This is a genomic window from Limnoglobus roseus (assembly GCF_008254045.1).
Classification (GTDB): domain Bacteria; phylum Planctomycetota; class Planctomycetia; order Gemmatales; family Gemmataceae; genus Limnoglobus; species Limnoglobus roseus.
In genome coordinates this window covers 2,409,297-2,430,803 of sequence record NZ_CP042425.1, presented here as the reverse complement: position 1 = coordinate 2,430,803, position 21,507 = coordinate 2,409,297, and the positions used below count along the sequence as shown (strand labels likewise).

Below are 21,507 nucleotides of genomic sequence, written 5' to 3'. Positions count from 1 at the left end.
TGAGGAACGGAGCCGACGCAATTCGGCCCGAACTTCTCTGCAACAGAACAAGCCGTATGAACGAGCGTGGTCAACCGTCTCGGATGATCGAATCCTTCGAGTTCGGATCCCACAACTCCCATCAATAGCCGGGGTGGTGTGGAGGGGATTGAAAGAAGAGCGTGAACAGGCATCGTCCGGAGAGTGTTTACAGTTTCCTCGGTGACAAGTTTACATTGACTGCACATGTCCCAAGATGCGGGGTTGAACAGCATGAGCACCCAAGGCGGATACACACCGCCGACTCGATGCCGAGAGTCCGCCAAAAATTGATACGTGCGTTTCCTCTCGTCCGCATTTGTGAGGAATGCGGCCAACTCGCTTTTGAACCTTTGCCACTCAGGTACGGAAACAAAGTGAGTGTAGTCAGGACCGAGGAAAGTATCGGCAGAGTAGTGAGCGGCAACCGGTTTTGGCAAACTCGCCTCGGCAGTACGCGCCGCGGCATCCTTCACCGGATTCGCTGGATCCACAACAGCGACCGCAAGAGAGTATAGATAATCGGAGTAAGGGCCAGTTGCTCGCCCACTGTCCCGGGAGTCGGCGACAATCATAGGCGCGGGCCGGAGTGCGTATGGTGCCAAGGGCAACCGGCTCATCTCCGGGCTACCATCCGTGACGTCGCCGTGATCGGAACGCAATGCAATTAAATGTTTCGGGAGTAGCGTTGTAGCCTGGCTCGTATATTGACTAAATCTCTTTACTTGAGACGGGCTTCTGCATAGCAATTGGATCAACTGAGTGTCGCTGAGGCCGATCGGCTTCGGCAGCTCCGACGCCGGGTCACGCGTGTCTCGCCGCCACTCCCTAATGAGGTCGGACACAACCTCTACATCCAGGGTCTCGGGCAGTGAAGCTGCACTAAGGGGTATGGATTGACTGAATGCGACAGAGATTGCGATCGGTCGGGTAGACTCCGACTCCAACGCTTTTTGGAGCCCGGCAACCAATTTTGGGTATTCGGCATCGCCCTCGTGGATAACGGCACCACAGATCTCCGCCTCCGACGCGAAGGATCCGCAATCTGTGAGAGACATTGGTATTAGATGACCGGTCACAGCAGCCTTCGATTCGATTGGCCTGAGAGAAGACAAGATTTTTTTCACCCAGTCCTGGCGATACCACGTCCAACGAGTGTCGCTCGTGAACGCGATATGGATGGCAGTCGAGAAATTCGCATTAGACGGTTTATAGTGGACCCCATTTGCGAGACCAAAAACCGACGAATTTAAGCTACTCCTTCGCCGGCTCTTTTGACCGTCCGGCCCGGTACACCTCGGCCGGGGTCTTGTACCCCAGTGACTGGTGCAAGCGGGCCTCGTTGTAGAAGGTGAAGTACGCCTTCAACCCCCGCTCCAACTCGGTCACCGTCTCGTATCCCCGCAGGAACACGTCCTCGTACTTCACCGTCCGCCACAGCCGCTCGACGAACACGTTGTCCAGGCACCGCCCCCGGCCGTCCATGCTCACCCGCGCCCCGGCCGCCTCCACCCGCTCGACCCACGCCCCGGCCGTGAACTGCACCCCTTGATCGGTGTTGAACACCTCCGGGGTGCCGGCCGCCAACGCCTCGTCCAGCATGTCCCGGCAGAACGCCCCGTCGAGCGTGTTCGACAACCGCCAGGCCACCACGTACCGGCTGTACCAGTCGATGGTGGCGGCCAAGTACATGAACCCGCCGGGCAGCGGCAGGTATGTAATGTCGGCACTCCACACCTGCCCGACGCGGTCGATCGGCACGCCGCGGAGGAGGTACGGGTACACCGGGTGGCCCCGCCCGGCCGACAGCTTCGGCTTCGGGTGGATGGCTTCCAGGCCCATGACCCGGAGCAACCGCTGGACCCGCTTGCGGTTCGCCGGGTGGCCGTTGTGGGCCAGCCACCGGGCGATCCGCCGGCTGCCGTAGAACGGGCAGGCCGTGTACTGCTCGTCGATCCGCCGCATGAGGGCCAGGTTGTCGGCCGACTCCTCGGCCGGCCCCCGGTAGTACGTGGCCCGGCCGAGCCCGACCAGTTGGCACTGCCGACGGACGCTCAGGTCGGCGTGCCCGGGGTCGATCAGCGGCCGCAGGTCGTCAACCGAACGTCGCAGCTTTTTTTTTCACCCAGTCGAGCTCGACCTTGAGCCGGCCGATCTGCTCGTACAGCGCGGGTGTCTGGTCGTCGCCGGGGGCGACCGCCTTCGCTCCGGCGGCGAACACGGCCTCGGCCCCGGCCAGGAGTTGCTTCTTCCACCCGTGGATGAGGGTCGGGTGGACGCCGAAGTGGGCGGCCAACTCGTTGACCGTCTTGTCGCCCTTCACCGCGGCCAGAGCGACCTGGGCTTTGAACGCCGCCGTGTGGGTCTTCCGCTTCGCCGTCATCAGGACCACCTCCGAGGGCCGCCAGAGTAGCTTACCTGGCGGTCTCAGTTTCGGGGTCCACTATACTTTCGAGAATTCGGGGAGGCACTGCATCAGCGATCGGCGATACTGCACCAAGGAAACCGTCTTGTTCACATCTGATGCGGGGCCGGTACTCGCCTGCGAGGCGGAGTGCATCCAAGTAATCTGCTCCGCAGGTTTCGCAAGCCCAATATAGAATTGCAGAACGTTCGACCAGAAGAAGCCGCGTCCCACCAGCATGTCGAGCACCCGCGACTGATCCGCATCGGCATGATTTGCAAGATACTGTGCTGCAAAGTACTCTCTAAACGACTGGATGACGAAGTCGATGTCACTTTGCTCTTCCCCTTTGCCCGAAAGGAAGACCAGTCGGTTCGCAGCCGCCCCGATAATTTCGTCTACTGTTTTGGTAAGAGGGGTGCTAGTAGGTTGTGCTCCCCTAAACTGCTCCCAAATGCGAAGGACCATGCCACGGAACACACTCGCTTCGATGATTTTGTACTGGCCTGCTTCGACCGCCTTATGCAATTCGTAGCCGGCCAATTCATGAAGTCTACGCAGCTCATCCTCGTACTCGGAAACGAGCGGCCATTTTTCCCGTTCCCTTTCAAAAATCACGTCGACGTATTTGTGATACAGTTTGTACCGCTCGTGCGGCACCTCACTCTTCCGCTTCACGATCGTCATCATTACCGTCGCCTGAAGCAGTGTCGTTGCCAGCCTCGCAACGGCGGGGGACTTCATTCCGCGTTCAAGTCTCGTTACGGCATCCTGACGTTCGGACGCGTCCCTCACTCGCTGCCTAAGCCAAGACTGCGTGTACTCTCCGAAGAGTGCCGATTCAAGATCTCGTACTGACCACTTGATTGGGATGTATTTCTCGAACTCGTTGGCATACCCCTGTGGACGACTTGACAATATCAGTTGGATGTCGCCCTCCTCTGCCTGACACCTCAGTATGAATGCATCGATAGCCTTCATCACTCGCTCCCGGTCGTCCTTTCCGGGTACTTCATCTAGCCCGTCCAAAACGATTAATGTCGGGTTGTCATGGGCAATCTCAAAAATGTCCTCGGCCGTCAGGCTACCGCTCACATTGCTGTTGATCAGCTGCGAAGCGATGTACTCTGCGAGGTGACCCGGCTGTTTCTCGGGCGATAACCCTGAATGCCATTTCGCGAACCTCCGTAACTCGACTTTAAATGGGACTCGCACCTTCACGGTACTGCCGATGTCGGCACTGTTCATCTCAGTTGGAATCCGAAGCCGCTTTTCCAACTCGCTCGCAACCGCAGGGTCGACCAGCCTTGCGGCGTGGTAGAGAGTAAGAAACTGAGTAACTGTACTCTTCCCGTAACCTGGGCCCGCCAGAATCATGGACGTAGGAAAATTGTCGAATAGTAGTGCGCTCGACGCAGGGGTATCGCTGAGCGAGATTCTGTCTTCCGATGGTACGCCGGCCTTGCGAACGTGTGCCACCTCGTTCCATAATTCAAGCATCTCCGGAGAGCTTGCCTCGCCTTGGGTCCGGTCCAACCGCAGCGATAGATCAACGTAGACCTTGGCCAACGGCAACTCGCCCTCGTCGCCTGCCTCTTGTGCCCTTGCACCTGCGAGATACTCTACTGTGTGCCGCAAGTATGCTGCGAGGGCGCTCCGCTTCCTATCCCTCGACACGTCAAGTCGTTTCAACACGGCCTTCAGAAAATCACCGGGAGCTAGGTCGTCAAGATAGGCTGTCCGGACAGCTTCATTGTTGTCGAGCATGCGCGACACGTCAGTCGCGTCCCAAACCTCTATTGACGGTATTCTTTTTTTGTACTTTTGCTTCAGGTCGCTTATTTTGTCACGAGTCCCGACGTGACGAACCCCCGACAGTACAACGTTTGTGATCAGGACGTATCGGTGGCAGGGAACTTTGTGCTTCTGCGTAAGCTTGATCAGTTCATCTTTTAGTCCCGAGATCAGTGCATCTGCTGCACCACGCCAGCCCCGTACGCCGAGATCGTGATACTTCACCTGGAACACCCACTTGTGCGGAGTTCCCTCCGACACATCGGACAACCTCACGAACTCTGGGTGTGAGGTAGGTTGCTCCCAGGTAGCCTCTCTGCCTCCGTCAGCGGTTGGCGAGAACTGGATGAGTTCGCCCGCCCCTCGACGCCGCGGCTCTAATAACGCTTGGGCCATCGCCTCGAAGCGGCCGCTTCCCAGTCTTTCTAGCGAGTATCGTGGCATTGCAGGTCCACAGCGAGGGTCTGACTTGTCCGAAAAGGAGTCTAGCAATTTTGCTGACGGAACACCAGTACACGATGCGGACAGCCCCACCTTCGACCCGTCGTCGCGCTCGATCGTCTTCGTGGAGGTGCTGAGCTTGGCCATCGCCGCCCCGAACGGGCGGAAGTCGTTCACCATCGTCTGATCGACGAGGACGTTCCGGTCGGCCAGGAACAGGATGCGCTTCTACGGAACAGGAGGGAAGTTCATTTATGCGTCCGTGTTCTTTGTACCAATCACTGAGTTGGGCCTGAGGGATTCCGCTGACGGGGATCAGTTGTCCGTGCTGGTCTCGTCTGTCGTGGGTTCGTCTAGAACACAGGCCGACAATCGGTGGCGGCACCCCCAGCGGATCATCAAGTTACTCCGATCTTTCATCGTGAGCGGCGAATCTGTGGCACGATGTCGCTCAGGACAGCCCGTACTCTCGGTTCAGGTCGAGCAGCCGATGCCCGAAGATCGAATCTTGGGCCAGATCAATGACCACGGTAAGTAAGACGTTCTTCGTCATCGTCATTACGAGAACGTGGTCGAAACGGTCGTCATCGCTGCGGTAGACGGCTTCAACGAAGCGGTCGTATACGGAGTGGCCTTCCAAATCAGCAGCGGGGACGGAAGCAACGTAACGCCAGATGTCGAGAACGTCAGTAGCCGTCTCGGTGACGTTCTGCATCTTGGGTGTCATAGTGGCCTTGAACTCGCCATCGGTGAGTTGTCGGGTCTGCATGTCCTCGCTCCTATTCACCGATGACCTTAACCAGCACCCGCTTCGGCCGCTTCCCGTCGAACTCGCCGTAGAAGACTTGCTCCCACGGCCCGAAGTCGAGCTTCCCCTTCGTGACGGCGATCACGACTTCCCGGCCCATGACCTGCCGCTTCAGGTGAGCGTCGGCGTTGTCCTCGCCGGTCCGGTTGTGGGCGTAAGTCTGCGGCGAGGCGTCGAACGGGGCCAGCCTCTCCAGCCAGTTTTTGTAGTCCTCGTGCAGCCCCCGCTCGTCGTCGTTAATGAACACCGACGCCGTGATGTGCATGGCGTTGCACAGCAGAAGCCCCTCGGCGATCCCGCTCTTGCGGACCAGTTCTTCGAGCGTCGGCGTGATGTTCACGAACGCCATCCGCTCGGGAACGGTGAACGTCAGGTATTCGGTCAACGATTTCATCCGAGTCTCCTCGCCGGCTGGACGATGAACCGAAGTCATTGTGAGAATCGACAGGGGGACTCGGCCAGGGTGGGCGAGTCCCCCACTTGAGGTCATCACTTGCGTTCGTCTCCGAACACGACGCTGTAGACGACTTCGCCGACTCGCCACACCAGTCCGAAGACGACTGTCGCTCCGAAGTACCAACAGAGCGTGAGCCAGAGGAACGATTGAATCCGGTCGCCATCGGTCGCCGGTCGCCACGTCCCGCCTCGGGGAATCAACTCGCCATCCTTCGGCAGCACGTCGGCCATTAGCAGGAACAGCACCCACAGCACGGTCAAGGCCAGGAAATACGGAACGGCACAGCCCCGCATCCGGCTGCCGACGGTCGGGTCACTCATGGCAGTCTTGCTCCCGCTCGGAGTTCACGGGCTGGGTCAGGCGTCCCCAATTCAACCGGGGCAGCACGAGTGAGTTTGGCGTCGGGCCGGTGCCGTGATCGGCGTACAGGGCCGACAGCTTCACCAGCTTCCTGGCAAAGTGCTTCAGATCCTCCGGGCTAACTTCGGTGGTGGCGAAGACCTGCATCTCCAATGGCAGACTGAACATCTGGTAGACGGTGTGCCGCCGCTGGAACTGCTTCCAGAGGATGCGGTGGGCGGCGGCTGCGGCGTCGTGGTGGCTGGCGTACAGTAGGGCGTCACGCTGTCGGGTGGCCCAGGTCGAGCCGGTCCAGAACCGGCTCGTCGTGTCGGTGATGGCGTACCGAAGGCTGGTCGGCGTGCCCCAGGTCTGGATGACCGGGACGATGGTCGGTGGCATCGAGTCCTCCTTTCAGGAACGATGCCGCCAAGCCGGTGTCAGGAGTGAATGGAGACGGTCGTCACGACTAGCGGAGAGATCCTCACCTCGAACGTGTTCTACTCTCTCTTTCCTAACCCGCCCGAAACCGGTGCGATTCGCCGCGATCGCCTTCGAGCGTGAGCGTGTTCTCTGTGTCCCGGCAGGGGAGGGAAATGCTTATAAGACTTATTGGAGCCGTGCAGCCAGACGCTACTAATGGATCGCCCCACCCTCTGCGATCCGCAATTCGGCGAACCACGAGCCCGATCACATCTTCACACCCTGCCCGCGGCCTACGAGCGGGCAAACCCGGGCAGATTCCATCACGACGCGAACGGGCATACGATTTCATGTCTTGGTCAGAGCCGATTCGTTCTACAGCTAACGGCGGCGAACCACCGTCCGCTCCGGATCAAGTTTCCCAAACCTGAGAGGAGCAAAACCGTCCGGGATCAACTGTCACTTCGGCTTGGACCGTTTCCGTCGTGGACGCCGGGACATCGAGCGTTGTTCCGCCGGGTCTTCGGCCACCAGTAGCTCCCAGATCGATCGCAACGGACAGTTCTCCGACCGCTGTTCGGCCTTTGCTCGCAACCGCTCCATCTGGTGGGCCCGCCGGGCCGCATAGTACCCAAGCCCGTGGCACGCCCGGCACCCGAATACCAGCCCGTCCACTGGCAGGTATAGGGTACGCAAACGCCGGCCGCACGGCTTATCGTCCTTGCCCGTCATGGGGCAGGCAAACCACCACCGCCGGCCGCCGAACCGGGTCGCTGTGGGAACAAGTGGCACCCGGACGCGGACGCGCCCCTCGACCGGGGTCTCGTACCGCAGCACAACGGCGTGAGGGCCCGCCGCGTCGCAGGTGACGGCGTACCTCGTCGAAGTAGAAGACGCGGATGCCCGGGTAGGTGACACTCATCGCGACCAACTGGTTCCGGAGTTGTTCGGGGATGTGGATGACCGCAAGCGATCACGATGGGCAAATGACTGAAATTAAAGTCAGACAGACCTTTCGAAACGAGACCAACGTTCGAGACGACGCAGATGACATCATCATGCCCCGGGTTTGAACCTCGTTCAAGTCCCTGCAACCGCCACGGCGGCTGATCAATGTCGGAGTCGGACGACGAAACATGTTGCAAAATACAGCGCAACTCCAAACCAGTAAGTTACTTGTGGCGAATTCGAATTAGCCGTTGGAGTTTTTGAAAGAAATGTTCCATCGATCCGTACTCTTCAGAACGATCAACGAACGCAAAAAATTAACGAAATGAAATTTAATTCATCGTTCTAATTTATTTTAGTCCAATAGCGGGGCACAACTGTGAACTGTGGTCAATTCGCAAGCGAACACATGCAACGCGCTTCGTGGGACGTCCAATGGTCCCCCCGGAAGAATAGCCGTATCGCAATTGTCAATTGGCCGCTAGTGGAATGAATGACATCTCTCTGAACGCCTTGAAGGACGCGATTTCACCCAACGATTTATCGAACGGTAGACGACCTCCCAGAAGGCCAATTAAACAATCTGACTAAAATAAGATACTTTAATTGGTAAATTTATCTCTAAGTACGCATTCGCCAGATGCTTTTGTTTAAGCATCTTTGTAGAGCCAATGCATTCACTCTGACTCGAATCCCCACATAATCATGGAGTCGAAAATGAAGAAAAGCTCTTCGAATCGGTGGATTAAGCGATGGCTTGATTCCGCTCAAAGTGCCTTCCAGGCCGCATCCTCTCCTAAGGTCAACACCATTGGCAGGCCTACTGCCAAAATATATTTCGAACAGCTCGAAGGCAGGGATGTCCCCACTTCCGTTGCTCCGGGGTCGTTTAGTGGAACCATTTCAAGCAACACTGAGTTCGATCAAGCGGGAACGTACACGATCACCGGAAATCTCACGGTCAACCCCGGCGTCACGCTAACGGTGGGCGGAACGGGAGTCAACTTTCTGCTCAAAGATAACATCAAAGTGACGGTGAACGGGACGCTGAACGTGACCAGCCCGGCGTCGTTCGCCGCCGAGGACACCGGCAACTTCGACACCGAGGCGATTTTCGTCAACGGGACGATGAACGTCACGAGCGCCGTGTTCACCCGGGCGAACGGGACGAACAACACGACCAACACGACGAGCATCCAGGTGAACTCGGGCGGCCACCTGACGGCGACCGGGTCGACGTTCGGGTGGGACGTCCTGGCGTGGGCGAACGGGAGCGTCCTGAACGCCAACGACGTGACCGGCAACGGGTTCGACACGACCGTCTACCTGCCCGCCCTCGACGTCCCCCTGCTGACCAACAACCTCCGGTTCCAGGACGTCAACCTGAACTCCGGCGGGGCGACCGGGGCGGCCCTCGCCCTCAACCCCCTCGGCACGGCCAACACCGTCAACCAGCGGTACGTGTTCAGCGGCCTGACCGGGTTCAACGGCACGGCCGCCACGTTCGCCATCCCGGTCGGGGCGGCCGTGAGCTTCGGGTCCGGGGCGACCGTCCTGATCCGGGACGCCGCGACGGTGACGGTGAACGGGACGCTGAACGTGACCAGCCCGGCGTCGTTCGCCGCCGAGGACACCGGCAACTTCGACACCGAGGCGATTTTCGTCAACGGGACGATGAACGTCACGAGCGCCGTGTTCACCCGGGCGAACGGGACGAACAACACGACCAACACGACGAGCATCCAGGTCGGCTCGGGCGGGCACCTGACGGCGACCGGGTCGACGTTCGGGTGGGACGTCCTGGCGTGGGCGAACGGGAGCGTCCTGAACGCCAACGACGTGACCGGCAACGGGTTCGACACGACCGTCTACCTGCCCGCCCTCGACGTCCCCCTGCTGACCAACAACCTCCGGTTCCAGGACGTCAACCTGAACTCCGGCGGGGCGACCGGGGCGGCCCTCGCCCTCAACCCCCTCGGCACGGCCAACACCGTCAACCAGCGGTACGTGTTCAGCGGCCTGACCGGGTTCAACGGCACGGCCGCCACGTTCGCCATCCCGGTCGGGGCGGCCGTGAGCTTCGGGTCCGGGGCGACCGTCCTGATCCGGGACGCCGCGACGGTGACGGTGAACGGGACGCTGAACGTGACCAGCCCGGCGTCGTTCGCCGCCGAGGACACCGGCAACTTCGACACCGAGGCGATTTTCGTCAACGGGACGATGAACGTCACGAGCGCCGTGTTCACCCGGGCGAACGGGACGAACAACACGACCAACACGACGAGCATCCAGGTCGGCTCGGGCGGGCACCTGACGGCGACCGGGTCGACGTTCGGGTGGGACGTCCTGGCGTGGGCGAACGGGAGCGTCCTGAACGCCAACGACGTGACCGGCAACGGGTTCGACACGACCGTCTACCTGCCCGCCCTCGACGTCCCCCTGCTGACCAACAACCTCCGGTTCCAGGACGTCAACCTGAACTCCGGCGGGGCGACCGGGGCGGCCCTCGCCCTCAACCCCCTCGGCACGGCCAACACCGTCAACCAGCGGTACGTGTTCAGCGGCCTGACCGGGTTCGGGGGCACGGCCGCCACGTTCGCCATCCCGGTCGGGGCGGCCGTGAGCTTCGGGTCCGGGGCGACCGTCCTGATCCGGGACGCCGCGACGGTGACGGTGAACGGGACGCTGAACGTGACCAGCCCGGCGTCGTTCGCCGCCGAGGACACCGGCAACTTCGACACCGAGGCGATTTTCGTCAACGGGACGATGAACGTCACGAGCGCCGTGTTCACCCGGGCGAACGGGACGAACAACACGACCAACACGACGAGCATCCAGGTGAACTCGGGCGGCCACCTGACGGCGACCGGGTCGACGTTCGGGTGGGACGTCCTGGCGTGGGCGAACGGGAGCGTCCTGAACGCCAACGACGTGACCGGCAACGGGTTCGACACGACCGTCTACCTGCCCGCCCTCGACGTCCCCCTGCTGACCAACAACCTCCGGTTCCAGGACGTCAACCTGAACTCCGGCGGGGCGACCGGGGCGGCCCTCGCCCTCAACCCCCTCGGCACGGCCAACACCGTCAACCAGCGGTACGTGTTCAGCGGCCTGACCGGGTTCGGGGGCACGGCCGCCACGTTCGCCATCCCGGTCGGGGCGGCCGTGAGCTTCGGGTCCGGGGCGACCGTCCTGATCCGGGACGCCGCGACGGTGACGGTGAACGGGACGCTGAACGTGACCAGCCCGGCGTCGTTCGCCGCCGAGGACACCGGCAACTTCGACACCGAGGCGATTTTCGTCAACGGGACGATGAACGTCACGAGCGCCGTGTTCACCCGGGCGAACGGGACGAACAACACGACCAACACGACGAGCATCCAGGTCGGCTCGGGCGGGCACCTGACGGCGACCGGGTCGACGTTCGGGTGGGACGTCCTGGCGTGGGCGAACGGGAGCGTCCTGAACGCCAACGACGTGACCGGCAACGGGTTCGACACGACCGTCTACCTGCCCGCCCTCGACGTCCCCCTGCTGACCAACAACCTCCGGTTCCAGGACGTCAACCTGAACTCCGGCGGGGCGACCGGGGCGGCCCTCGCCCTCAACCCCCTCGGCACGGCCAACACCGTCAACCAGCGGTACGTGTTCAGCGGCCTGACCGGGTTCGGGGGCACGGCCGCCACGTTTGTGATTCCTTCCGGCTCCACGGTTAACGTCGGTTCGGGGACAACGGTCATTCTCAAAGATAATGCCAAAGTGACGGTGAACGGGGCGCTGAACGTGACCAAGCCGGCGTTGTTCGCCGCCGAGGACACCGGCAACTTCGACACCGAGGCGATCGTCGTCAACGGCTCCGTGTCGGCCACCGACACCGTGTTCACCCGACTGAACGGGACGAACAACACGACCAACACGTCAACTCTCCAGGTCAACTCGGGCGGACACCTCGACATTGTCGGAGGGTATTTCGGTTGGGATCAGCTGACACTGCTCAGCGGCTCGACCGATTCGGTTCGTTTCTCGTACCTGGCGACCAAGCTAGTGGTCGATAGTTCTGCGACGATCAACGTTCACCAGAACGACTTCACGATTGTGTCGATCGTTGCGACTGGCTCCTCTGGGACGAACATTGACCTATCAGCCAACTTCTGGAGTACCACGCTCGACGCACAAATTCTGGGCCAGATTACAGATTCCCACACGAACACGGCCTTGCCGACCGTGGTTTATCAAACGATCTTGACCGCAAGGCCGGTGGAGCCGTTGGGGGCGTCCGCGGCCACGGCGTACAGCGGCGGCAGTCAGTCGGTGCCGTTGACGGCGACCATCACTAGCCCATCCGGGACCGTGAACGAAGGCACTGTCACGTTCACGATTCTTCAGGGCACAACCACGATCGGCACGGCCGTGACGGTCAACGTGGTCGGCGGTGTCGCCAATGCGACCTACGTTTTGCCGGCTGGGACCAACGGAACCAACGGCGTACCACCGTATATCATTAAAGTTGTGTACAACGGGACGGCGAACTACTCTGCTTCGACTGACGCAAGTCAAAAACTCGTCGTCAACCCGATCGCCCAGACGATTACCTTCTCAACGCCGACACCGGTCACCTTCGGCACGTCCACCGTTAACTTGGTCGGCACGAGCGATAGCGGGTTAGCTGTTACCTACACCATCGTCAGCGGCCCGGGCACAATTTCCGGCAACGTCGTGACGATCACGGGTGCGGGTAGCATCCTGATCCGGGCCACCCAGGCGGGGAATACGAACTACACCGCAGCGATCAACGTCGACCAAACTTTGGTCGTCAACAAGGCATCGCAAACGATCACGTTCAATACGCCAGCTCTATCCACGTACTCGCCGGGTTTGACGATCAACCTGACGGGGAGCAGTAGCAGCAGTTTGGGGGTGACGTACATGGTTGTCAGTGGGCCAGGCACGATCTCGGGGAGTGTCCTCACGGTTACCGGGGCCGGAAGCATCGTCGTCCGGGCGAGTCAGGCCGGGAACACCAACTATACCTCCGCGACCAACGTCGATCAGACGTTCGTCATCAACCAGGCATCTCAGGCGATCACGTTCAACCCGCCCACGCCGGTCACGTACTCGGCCGGCTTGACGATTAGCCTGACGGCAACCAGTAGTAGCAACCTGGCCGTGGCCTACTTCGTCGTGAGTGGACCGGGGACGGTTTCGGGCAACACGCTCACGGTCACCGGGGCGGGGAGCATCGTCGTGCGGGCCGACCAGGCCGGCGACACCAACTACACCGCGGCGACCTCCGTCCAACAGACGTTCGTCATCAACAAGGCGTCGCAAACGATCACGTTCAACCCGCCCGCGCCGACGACCTATGCTCCCGGCTTGACCATCAACCTGACCGCGACCGGGGGAGGGTCTGGAATCGCGGTGACGTACTCCGTTATCAGCGGGCCGGGCACGGTCTCCGGAAACGTCCTCACGGTCACCGGGGCCGGGGCCATTGTGCTCCAGGCCGATCAGATCGGCGACGGAAATTACACCGACGCCCCTTTCGTCCAACAGACCCTCGCCGTCGGCAAGGCGTCGCAGGTGGTGACGTTCCCGGCGCTGTCGCCGGTGACGTACTTCCCGGGCGAGACGGTGGCCCTCTCGGCCACCGGCGGGGCGTCGGGGAACGCGGTGACGTTCTCCGTCGTCAGCGGCCCGGGCACGGTGTCCGGGACCACACTGACCGTGACCGGGGCCGGGTCCATCGTCGTCCGGGCCGACCAGGCCGGCGACGCCAACTACAACGCCGGCACCGCCAACCAGACCCTCGCCGTCGGCAAGGCGTCGCAGGTGGTGACGTTCCCGGCGCTGTCGCCGGTGACGTACTTCCCGGGCGAGACGGTGGCCCTCTCGGCCACCGGCGGGGCGTCGGGGAACGCGGTGACGTTCTCCGTCGTCAGCGGCCCGGGCACGGTGTCCGGGACCACACTGACCGTGACCGGGGCCGGGTCCATCGTCGTCCGGGCCGACCAGGCCGGCGACGCCAACTACAACGCCGGCACCGCCAACCAGACCCTCGCCGTCGGCAAGGCGTCGCAGACGATCTCCTTCTCGACGCCGAGTGCTCTGACGTTCGGCGTCGCCCCGCAAACGCTCTCCGCAACGAGCAGTAGCAATCTCGCCGTAACGTACACGATCGTCAGCGGGCCGGGCACGGTCTCCGGGGGCACGCTGACCGTCACCGGGGCCGGCAGCATTGTCGTCCGGGCGAGCCAAGCTGGAGACGGCAACTACCTGGCGGCAACCAGTGTCGACCAGACGTTTGTCATCAACCAAGCATCACAGGCGATCACGTTCAACCCGCCCGCGCCGGTGCTCTTCACTTCCGGCCTGACGATTAACCTGCCCGCAACGGGCGGAGGTTCCGGTCTTCCGGTGACGTATGCGGTTGTCAGCGGCCCGGGCACCGTGTCCGGGATTGTCCTCACGATCACTGGCGCGGGGGCCATCGTGGTCGAGGCGAATCAAGCCGGTAACGTCAATTACACCGCGGCAACGGCCGTTCAGCAGACCGTAACGGTAAACCTGGGATCGCAAACCATCACCCTCACCCCGCCGGCCCCCGTAACCTTCGCTCCGGGGTTGACGATCAACCTGTCGGCCACGGGCGGGGCGTCGGGGAACCCGGTCACGTACACGGTCGTCAGCGGACCAGGGACCATATCCGGAAACGTCCTCACGATTACAGGCGCGGGTGACATCGTAGTCGAGGCGAACGAGGTCGGGGATTCCAACTACAACGCGGCGACGGCCGTCCAGACGACGATCACGGTTGCCCCGGCCGCTCAGACGATCACGTTCACGCCGCCCTCGGGTGTGACTTTTGCGGCGGGGTTGACGATCAACCTGTCGGCCACGGGCGGGGCGTCGGGGAACCCGGTCACGTACACGGTCGTCAGTGGGCCGGGCACGGTGTCCGGGACCACACTGACTGTGACCGGGGCCGGTGACATCATCGTCCGAGCCAACCAGAGCGGGAATGCGAATTACTCCTCCGCCACCGTAGTTCACACGATCGCCATTGTCCCGATTGCTCAAGCGATCACCTTCGCCCCGCTCTCAAGTGTGGTGTTCGCGTCCGGCACGACGGTCAATCTCGCCGCGACCGGAGGTAGCTCCGGTAGTCCAGTTACGTTCTCAGTTGTGAGCGGGCCGGCCACCATTTCCGGCAGCACCCTGACCATCACTGGCGCTGGCAGCGTCGTCATTGCGGCGGATCAGCTAGGGAACAATAATTTTTCGGCCGCGGCGACGATCGAGCAGACGCTCACCGTCACTCGGGCTTCTCAGTCGATTACGTTCGCATCGGTTCCACCGGCGACTTTTGTCCCGGGACTGACCATCAGCCTCAACGCGACCGGCGGGTCCTCGGGGAACGCTGTGACTTACAGTGTCGTCAGTGGCCCGGGGACGATTTCGGGCGGCCAACTGCACGTCACCGGTGCCGGCAGCATCGTCGTGGCGGCCGATCAAGCCGGCAACGCCAATTTCGCGGCCGCCGCCGGCGTCCAGCAAACGCTCGTCATTAGTCCGGCGTCCCAGACAATCACCTTCGTCTCTCCGACCACGGTTACGTTCGCCCCCGGCCTGACCATCAACCTCACGGCGGGCAGCACGAGTGGTTTGGCCGTCACGTTCACGGTCACCTCTGGCCCGGGAACGGTGTCCGGCAACGTGCTGACGATTACAGGGGCGGGCACGGTTGTCGTGCAAGCGGATCAAGCGGGCAGCGGAAACTACTCGGCGGCTTCGGCTGTCTCCCAGTCGGTGACGGTGAACGTGGCTACCCAGACGATCACCACGCCAACGGTGCCGCCGGTCACGTACACCCCGGGTAAGACGATCACCCTCGGCGCAACCGGCGGCGATTCCGGCAACCCGGTCACATACACCGTCGTCAGTGGTCCTGGCACCATCACCGGCAATGTTTTGACGGTTACGGGTTCCGGTACCATCGTGATCCAGATCGACCAAGCCGGGAACAGTAGTTACGCCCCCGTGTCGACCCAGCAGGCCATCAACGTCACCCAAACCGCGACAAACCTTCTCGGCGTGCCGCTCATCGCGGTCGGGTCCGGTGACACGGCGGCCGTCAACTTCTACAACCCCGACGGTTCGCTCCGCTATACCCTGAACCCGTTCCCCGGTTTTACCGGCGGTGTGCGGACGGCCTCGGCCGACTTCAACGGCGACGGCGTGGCCGACCTCGTGGTCGGCACGGGGCCGGGCGTGGCGACGCAGGTCAAGATTTTCGACGGCAAGACGCAGGCGGAACTCTTCTCGGTCGCACCGTTTGAAAGTTCCTTCACCGGCGGCGTGTACGTCACGGCCGGCGATGTGAACGGCGATGGCGTGCCCGACCTGGCGATCACCCCCGACGAGGGCGGCGGCCCCCGCGTCGACGTGTACAGCGGGGCCGCGTTTGTCAAACTCATCAGCTTCTTCGGCATCGACGACCCGAACTTCCGCGGTGGGGCGCGGGCCACGATCGCGGACGTGAACGGTGACGGGGTCGGCGACCTCATAGTGGTGGCCGGGTTTGGCGGCGGGCCACGGGTCGCCGGGTTCGACGGCAAGTCGCTGTCGGCGACCCCGAAGAAGATCTTCGCCGACTTCTTCGCGCTCGAACAGGCTCTCCGAAACGGGGTCTTCGTAACCGCAGGGGACTTGAACGGTGACGGGTACGCGGACCTGATTGTGGGGGGCGGACCGGGGGGCGGGCCGCGTGTTCTGGCATTCGACGGGAAGGCGTTGCTGAACAACAGCTATGCGAACCTTGCGAACTTCTTCGGGGGAGACGTCAACAGTCGTGGTGGCATCCGCCTCGCCGTGAAAGACTTGGACGGCGATAACCGGGCCGATCTGGTCGTGGGCTCTGGTACGGGGGCCGGTTCGCACTTGACCGCGTACTACGGCAAGAACATTAACGCATCCGGAACGCCGAATTCCGCCTTTGACTTCGACGCGATTCGGGCCTCGTTGGGAGGGATTTTTGTCGGTTAAGCGGAGGAAATTGTGCTTTGCTTCAGCCGACCCACGCTTGGGGTCGGCTGAAGCGGGGAAAGTGACGGATTTGTAAAGACGTAGTGGCCTAGCACTACGCCACAACTGCATCACCCTGTCAACCAGTTCCCGCCGGTCACTTTGATCGGAGTGTCCTAACAGTACAGCGCGGGTTCTTCCTGCTTCCATAAGCTGTTCATCGGGGAGGATTCCCGGTGACGGATCAAGAGATTCTGGCCCTCGGCCCGGCCTTCGCGACATACCTGCGGCGGTTCCGCACCCACTTCGGGCAGGACCGGACGGCCGGGCACTTCGGTAACTACTGCCGGGGGTTGCTGTCCGACCTACCTCGTAAGTCGGTCGAGCCGATGGCTCTGACCTCCGGGACCGCGGTCCGCACGCTCCAAGAGTTCCTCGTCACCGCCCGGTGGGACCACGCTTCCGCCCGCGACGCCCTCCAATGCCATCTCCGGGATCTCCTGGTTGGCCTCTCTGGCGACCGGCTTGGGACGGTCGGGATGATCGACGAGACGAGCAGCCGGAAGTGGGGCGACCACACGCCCGGCGTGTGGTGATTAGCGTCGAATCCTGGGCCACCCTGAGCACCGAATCCAGGTCCACCGGTGCGGGTGGTGAGAAGGGGTTACTTCTTCGGCTTGGTGGCCTTATCGGCCTTGCTCTTCATCGACTCCCGGAACCGGTAACTTTCGCCGTTCATCTCGAAGATGTGGCACCGGTGGGTCAGCCGGTCCAGTAACGCCGCCGTCATCCGCTCGCCCTGGAAGATGGTCCCCCACTCCCCGAACGGCAGGTTGCTGGTAATCAGCACGCTCCCCCGCTCGTACCGGTCGGCGAACACCTGAAACAGGAGTTCGGCCCCGCCCCGGCTGAACGACAGGTACCCCAACTCGTCCACGATCAGCAGGTCGATCCGCTCCAGGGCGGCGAGCAGGCGGTCGAGGCGGTGCTGCTGTTGGGCCGCCTCCAGGTCGGTGACCAACCCGGCCGCGGTGGCGAACTTGACCCGCACGCCCTGGCGGCACAGGGCCAGGCCGACGGCCGTCGCCGCGTGCGTCTTGCCCGTCCCCGAGCCGCCGATCAGGCACGCGTTGTACCGCTGACCGACCCAGTCCCGGCGGGTCAGTTCGAGGACCTTCTGCTTGGGCACCGTGGGCACGGCGGTGAAGTCGAACGTGTCGAACTCCTTGGCCACCGGGAAGCCGGCGGCCCGGATGCGGGCCGCGATGGCGTTGGCCGTCCGGGCGGCGACCTCGACCTCGGTGAGCTTCAGTAGGTACGCGTCATACGGCTCGTCGCGGTCGGCCGCCTCACGGGCCAGCTTGTCGTGCTCGGCCAGCATGGTCGGCAGCTTCAACTGCTTCAGGTTGGCCTTGAGCAGCAGCGGGGTGGCGTCGGTCATCGGGTTCTCCTTCGGGGCGGGACAAGAGTTGGTTGAATCGCAACAGGTCGGGCCGCGGCACCGTGACGGCCGGTCCGGCCGGCGGCGGCCGGGTGACGCCGACGGCCAGCCGCTCGGCGGCCGCGGCGACGGCCGATGCGGTCGGGTCGCCGCGGGCGAGTTGGTGGCCGACGGCCCGGTCGATGGTGTCGAGCGGGAACCGGGCGAGCAGTTGCAGCACGCGGATGTACTGGCGGACGCCGGGCCGCGGGCCGAGGTCGGCTTCGAGCCGAGTGCGAAGGGTCGCGAAGATCGGCGGCAGGTGCCAGTCCCGGTACACGGGCGCGTGGTCGAGGGCGGCCGGCTTCTGCTCCAGGACGACCAGGAAGTGCAAGGGGTTGAGCACCCGCTCGTGCCGGGCGTAGCTGCGGACGTGGGCGGCCACGACTTGATGGTCCGCGACGACTTCGACGCGGTCGATGAACCCCTTGACCGTCACGGCCTGGAAGGCGTGCCGGCGGGGCACGCTGTACCGGTTGCCGTCGAACGCCACCGTCTGGTACTTGTCCACACTCCCGGCGGCGAACACGCACGCCTCGAACCCGCGGGCCGGGACGGCTTGGGCCGCCGCCCGGTCCCGCTCGAATCGGTTGCCGACGGTGTCGGCGTTGCCGCCCGACACGCGGTCGCGGGCCTGGCGGCAGCACGCTCGCAAGTGCGTGTTCAACTCGGCCAGGTCCTTCACCCGGGGCACGGGCGTGGCCCACATCCGCTCCAGGTCCTTGACCCGGTTCTCGACCCGCGGCTTCTCCCGCGGGGTTGCCGGCAGGCAGAACTTGGGGGCGAACACGAAGTGCGAGGCGAGGGCGGCGTACCGCGGGTGCAGCACCCGGTCGCGGCCGCGGCGGACCTCAATGGCGACCGTCGTCGGGTTGTCCCACCAGACCTCCGTCGGCACGCACCCGAAGAAGGCGAACGCCTCGCACAGGCCGTGCAGGACGGCCTCGGTCCGCTCGGTCGGCAGGGCGACGGCGAACGGGGCGTTCGAGTAGCTCCACGTGACGACGAGGACCGGGACGAGCCGCCGGCCGTCCGGGAAGTCGACGTGGATGTGGCCGAAGTCGGCCTCGCACCGGCGGCCGGGCGGGTGGTCGAGGGGGACGAATGTCTCCCGGGCCGCCCGCCGCCGGTCCTGCAAGTACCGTTGGACGGGGTGGTAGCTGCCGGCGTACCCGTGCTCCCGGACGAGCCGGCGGAACACCTGCATCGCCGTGTGCCGCTGCTTCGGCGGGGCGTCCGCGTCGGCCGCGACGATGGCGTCGACGACGGCCTGGAACGGCCCGAACGTCGGGGCCGGCCGCGGGGCGGCCAGGGTGTACGGCTTCGGCTCGGGGTTGCCCAGTGCCTTGCGGACGGTGTCCCGGCCGACGCCCAGGCGTCGGGCGATCTGTCGGCCGCTCAGGCCGTCCCGGTGGAGTCGGCGGATTTCGGCGAAGTCGTCCACGGTACGCATCCGAACCCCCTGCGGCGGCATCATCGCCGCTCGCAGGGCTTGTGCTACCCGTGGCCTCGGATTCGGTGCTCAGGTGGCCCAGGATTCGCCGCTAATCACCAGGCGTGCAGCGTCAGTACCTCGGGTGCGTCGGGAAGGTCGACAACGGCATCGTCACCGTCCACCTCGGGGTGACCCGGGGTACGTTCCAGGCCCTGCTCGACGCCGACCTATACCTACCCAAGTCCTGGTCCGAGGACCGGGAGCGGTGCCGGACCGCCGGCATCCCGGACGACGTGAAGCACCGGCCGAAGTGGCGGCTGGCGGTGGACCAGTGGCTCCGGGCGGCCGGCAACGGGATGTCGTTCGACTGGCTCGTGTTCGACGAGGGGTACGGGGCGGCCGTCCCGTTCCTCCGGTTCCTGAACCTGGTCGACCAGCGGTTCGTGGCCGAGGTGCCGGTCAACTTCACCGTCCGGGGCACTGACCACGGCCCGGCCCGCCGTGCGGACGGCCGGTTGAGCGCCGCCGACGCCCGGGGCGGGGCACGGCATCGGGTCGCACACCGGACCGTCCGGGCGTCATTCTGGCGGGCGGCGACGGCCCGGGTGTGGGTGGAGGGCCGGGAGCACACCTTGATAGCGGCCGTCAACGAGGCCACGGCCGAGGTCAAGTACTTCCTCACGAACGCGACGATGGCACCGCTGCCGCGGGTGCTGGCCGTGGCCTTCCGCCGGTGGGCGGTCGAACACGCCTTCCGGCTCGGGAAGCAGGAGGCGGGGCTGATGGACTACGAAGGGCGGAACTACACCGGGATGTTGAGGCACCTGACGCTGGCCCTGATCGTCCTCGGGTTCGTCGCCACGCACACGGAGCGGCTGCGGGGGGAAAAACCCCGAGGTGACCGCGGAGCAGGTGTGCCGGGCGTTGAACCAGCGATGCGGCGCGGCGTTCCGACGGCGTCGCGGCACCCCAGAGCTGCGGCACACCGCCGAAGTCATCCGTTACCATCAGCGGCGGAACGCACAGGCCGCCAAGTCCCACAAGAAGCGGCGTAGGTCCGTCAGCCGGGAGCCGCCTGCGGGTCGAGCCAGCCGGCGAGGGTGACCTCACCACCGCCGCTGTGGTAGGAACGGAATTGGAGAGCTATGGCGATCAGCGACTTTCACGCCTCACACATCCGCCGGGTGCGGGTGACGTTCACCGTTTCCGCCCCCGAACTGGACCCGACGGAGGTGACGCGACGGATGGGCCTGACCCCAAGCCAGTCCAACCGCCGGGGTGAGGAGCGACGGCATCCGCGATCGGGGGCGACCCTCGAGCCCTACCTGGTAGGATGTTGGACGGTCAGTAGCACGCCCGCCATCGACTCGAAGGACGTGAACGATCACTTCCGATGGCTACTCGACCGCCTGCTCCCAGGCCAGGCTGTCATCCTGCCGTTGGCGACCGAAGGCGAAACGTACTTCGACGTGCTGTGGGAGTCGACGTACCTGTACGCCGGAACTGGGCCCTTGCTCGACGCCGAGTGCTTGGCGGGGGTGGCCGCGTTGAACGCGGGGATGGGGTTCGACATCTACCAGGTGGACGAGACGTCGACCGAATAGCACATAAACCCGCGCTGTACTGCTAAGATACTGGATTGCCGTTCAGGGCTACTCTGGTCGACTACCAATTAGCCGCTCGGTACGCCATGCAGTTCAGTGTGTCGGTGGCTGATCTACGTGGACATCGTCTCGTTCCCTGACACACAGGATGCACGTGCACTCTTGGTCGGGCGGATCACTTCCATCGCTTGGCCGTCACATGGCAATGAGCGGTGGCGGGGAGAAAGCGAAACTCATACCCTCGACTTTAAGCACGATCGCCACGCCATGACTGGCTGCGTGTCGTCGCGGGTGATCGTTGACATCGCGTCGGTGAACACCTTCACTCACGCCAA

At 63.4% G+C, this 21,507-nt stretch carries 10 protein-coding genes and 2 pseudogenes; 4 read left to right on the top strand and 8 right to left on the bottom strand.

What is annotated here, in order from left to right; genetic code table 11:
• Positions 1-1,272 precede the first annotated feature (1,272 nt).
• The 6 genes from PX52LOC_RS10040 to PX52LOC_RS10015 form a co-directional block, all read right to left on the bottom strand.
• Positions 1,273-2,404 (bottom strand): IS3 family transposase gene (locus tag PX52LOC_RS10040; RefSeq protein WP_390637533.1). Its coding sequence is split into 2 segments (ribosomal slippage): positions 1,273-2,121 and positions 2,123-2,404, totalling 1,131 coding nucleotides; the frame shifts between segments, so codons are not numbered across the junction.
• Positions 2,405-2,461: 57 nt separating this feature from the next.
• On the bottom strand, positions 2,462-4,837 hold the full coding sequence (locus tag PX52LOC_RS10035) for an NACHT domain-containing protein (protein ID WP_149109971.1): 2,376 nt from the start codon (positions 4,835-4,837) through the stop codon (positions 2,462-2,464).
• A 271-nt stretch (positions 4,838-5,108) separates the two neighbouring features.
• Positions 5,109-5,426: a hypothetical protein gene (locus PX52LOC_RS10030; RefSeq protein ID WP_149109970.1), complete on the bottom strand. Its 318-nt coding sequence runs from the start codon at positions 5,424-5,426 to the stop codon at positions 5,109-5,111.
• A 10-nt stretch (positions 5,427-5,436) separates the two neighbouring features.
• On the bottom strand, positions 5,437-5,859 hold the full coding sequence (locus PX52LOC_RS10025) for a secondary thiamine-phosphate synthase enzyme YjbQ (RefSeq protein ID WP_149109969.1): 423 nt from the start codon (positions 5,857-5,859) through the stop codon (positions 5,437-5,439).
• A 95-nt stretch (positions 5,860-5,954) separates the two neighbouring features.
• The gene (locus tag PX52LOC_RS10020) at positions 5,955-6,242 is read right to left on the bottom strand and encodes a hypothetical protein (protein WP_149109968.1); all 288 of its coding nucleotides are present in this window, start codon (positions 6,240-6,242) and stop codon (positions 5,955-5,957) included.
• Positions 6,235-6,663 (bottom strand): hypothetical protein, encoded by a 429-nt coding sequence (locus PX52LOC_RS10015; protein ID WP_149109967.1) that lies wholly within the window; start codon positions 6,661-6,663, stop codon positions 6,235-6,237. The genes PX52LOC_RS10020 and PX52LOC_RS10015 overlap by 8 nt, the downstream gene beginning before the upstream one ends.
• Positions 6,664-8,661: 1,998 nt before the next feature.
• On the opposite strand from PX52LOC_RS10015, the gene PX52LOC_RS10010 reads away from it, so the two are divergent.
• The gene (locus PX52LOC_RS10010) at positions 8,662-16,674 is read left to right on the top strand and encodes an FG-GAP-like repeat-containing protein (protein ID WP_168218902.1); all 8,013 of its coding nucleotides are present in this window, start codon (positions 8,662-8,664) and stop codon (positions 16,672-16,674) included.
• 215 nt (positions 16,675-16,889) lie between these two features.
• Positions 16,890-17,243: pseudogene (locus tag PX52LOC_RS10005) on the top strand (transposase); the annotation flags it as partial.
• 74 nt (positions 17,244-17,317) lie between these two features.
• Here PX52LOC_RS10005 and istB read toward each other — a convergent pair.
• A complete protein-coding gene (gene istB, locus PX52LOC_RS10000) occupies positions 17,318-18,094 on the bottom strand; it encodes an IS21-like element helper ATPase IstB (RefSeq protein ID WP_149109964.1) in 777 nt (258 codons plus the stop codon).
• Complete coding sequence (gene istA, locus PX52LOC_RS09995) at positions 18,003-19,586, bottom strand: IS21 family transposase (protein WP_168218901.1); 1,584 nt, start codon at positions 19,584-19,586, stop codon at positions 18,003-18,005. The genes istB and istA overlap by 92 nt, the downstream gene beginning before the upstream one ends.
• A gap of 95 nt (positions 19,587-19,681) precedes the next feature.
• Here istA and PX52LOC_RS09990 point away from each other — a divergent pair.
• Positions 19,682-20,623, top strand: a pseudogene (locus PX52LOC_RS09990) (IS701 family transposase); the annotation flags it as partial.
• Positions 20,624-20,713: 90 nt separating this feature from the next.
• A complete protein-coding gene (locus tag PX52LOC_RS09985) occupies positions 20,714-21,172 on the top strand; it encodes a DUF4279 domain-containing protein (protein ID WP_149109961.1) in 459 nt (152 codons plus the stop codon).
• Positions 21,173-21,507 lie beyond the last annotated feature (335 nt).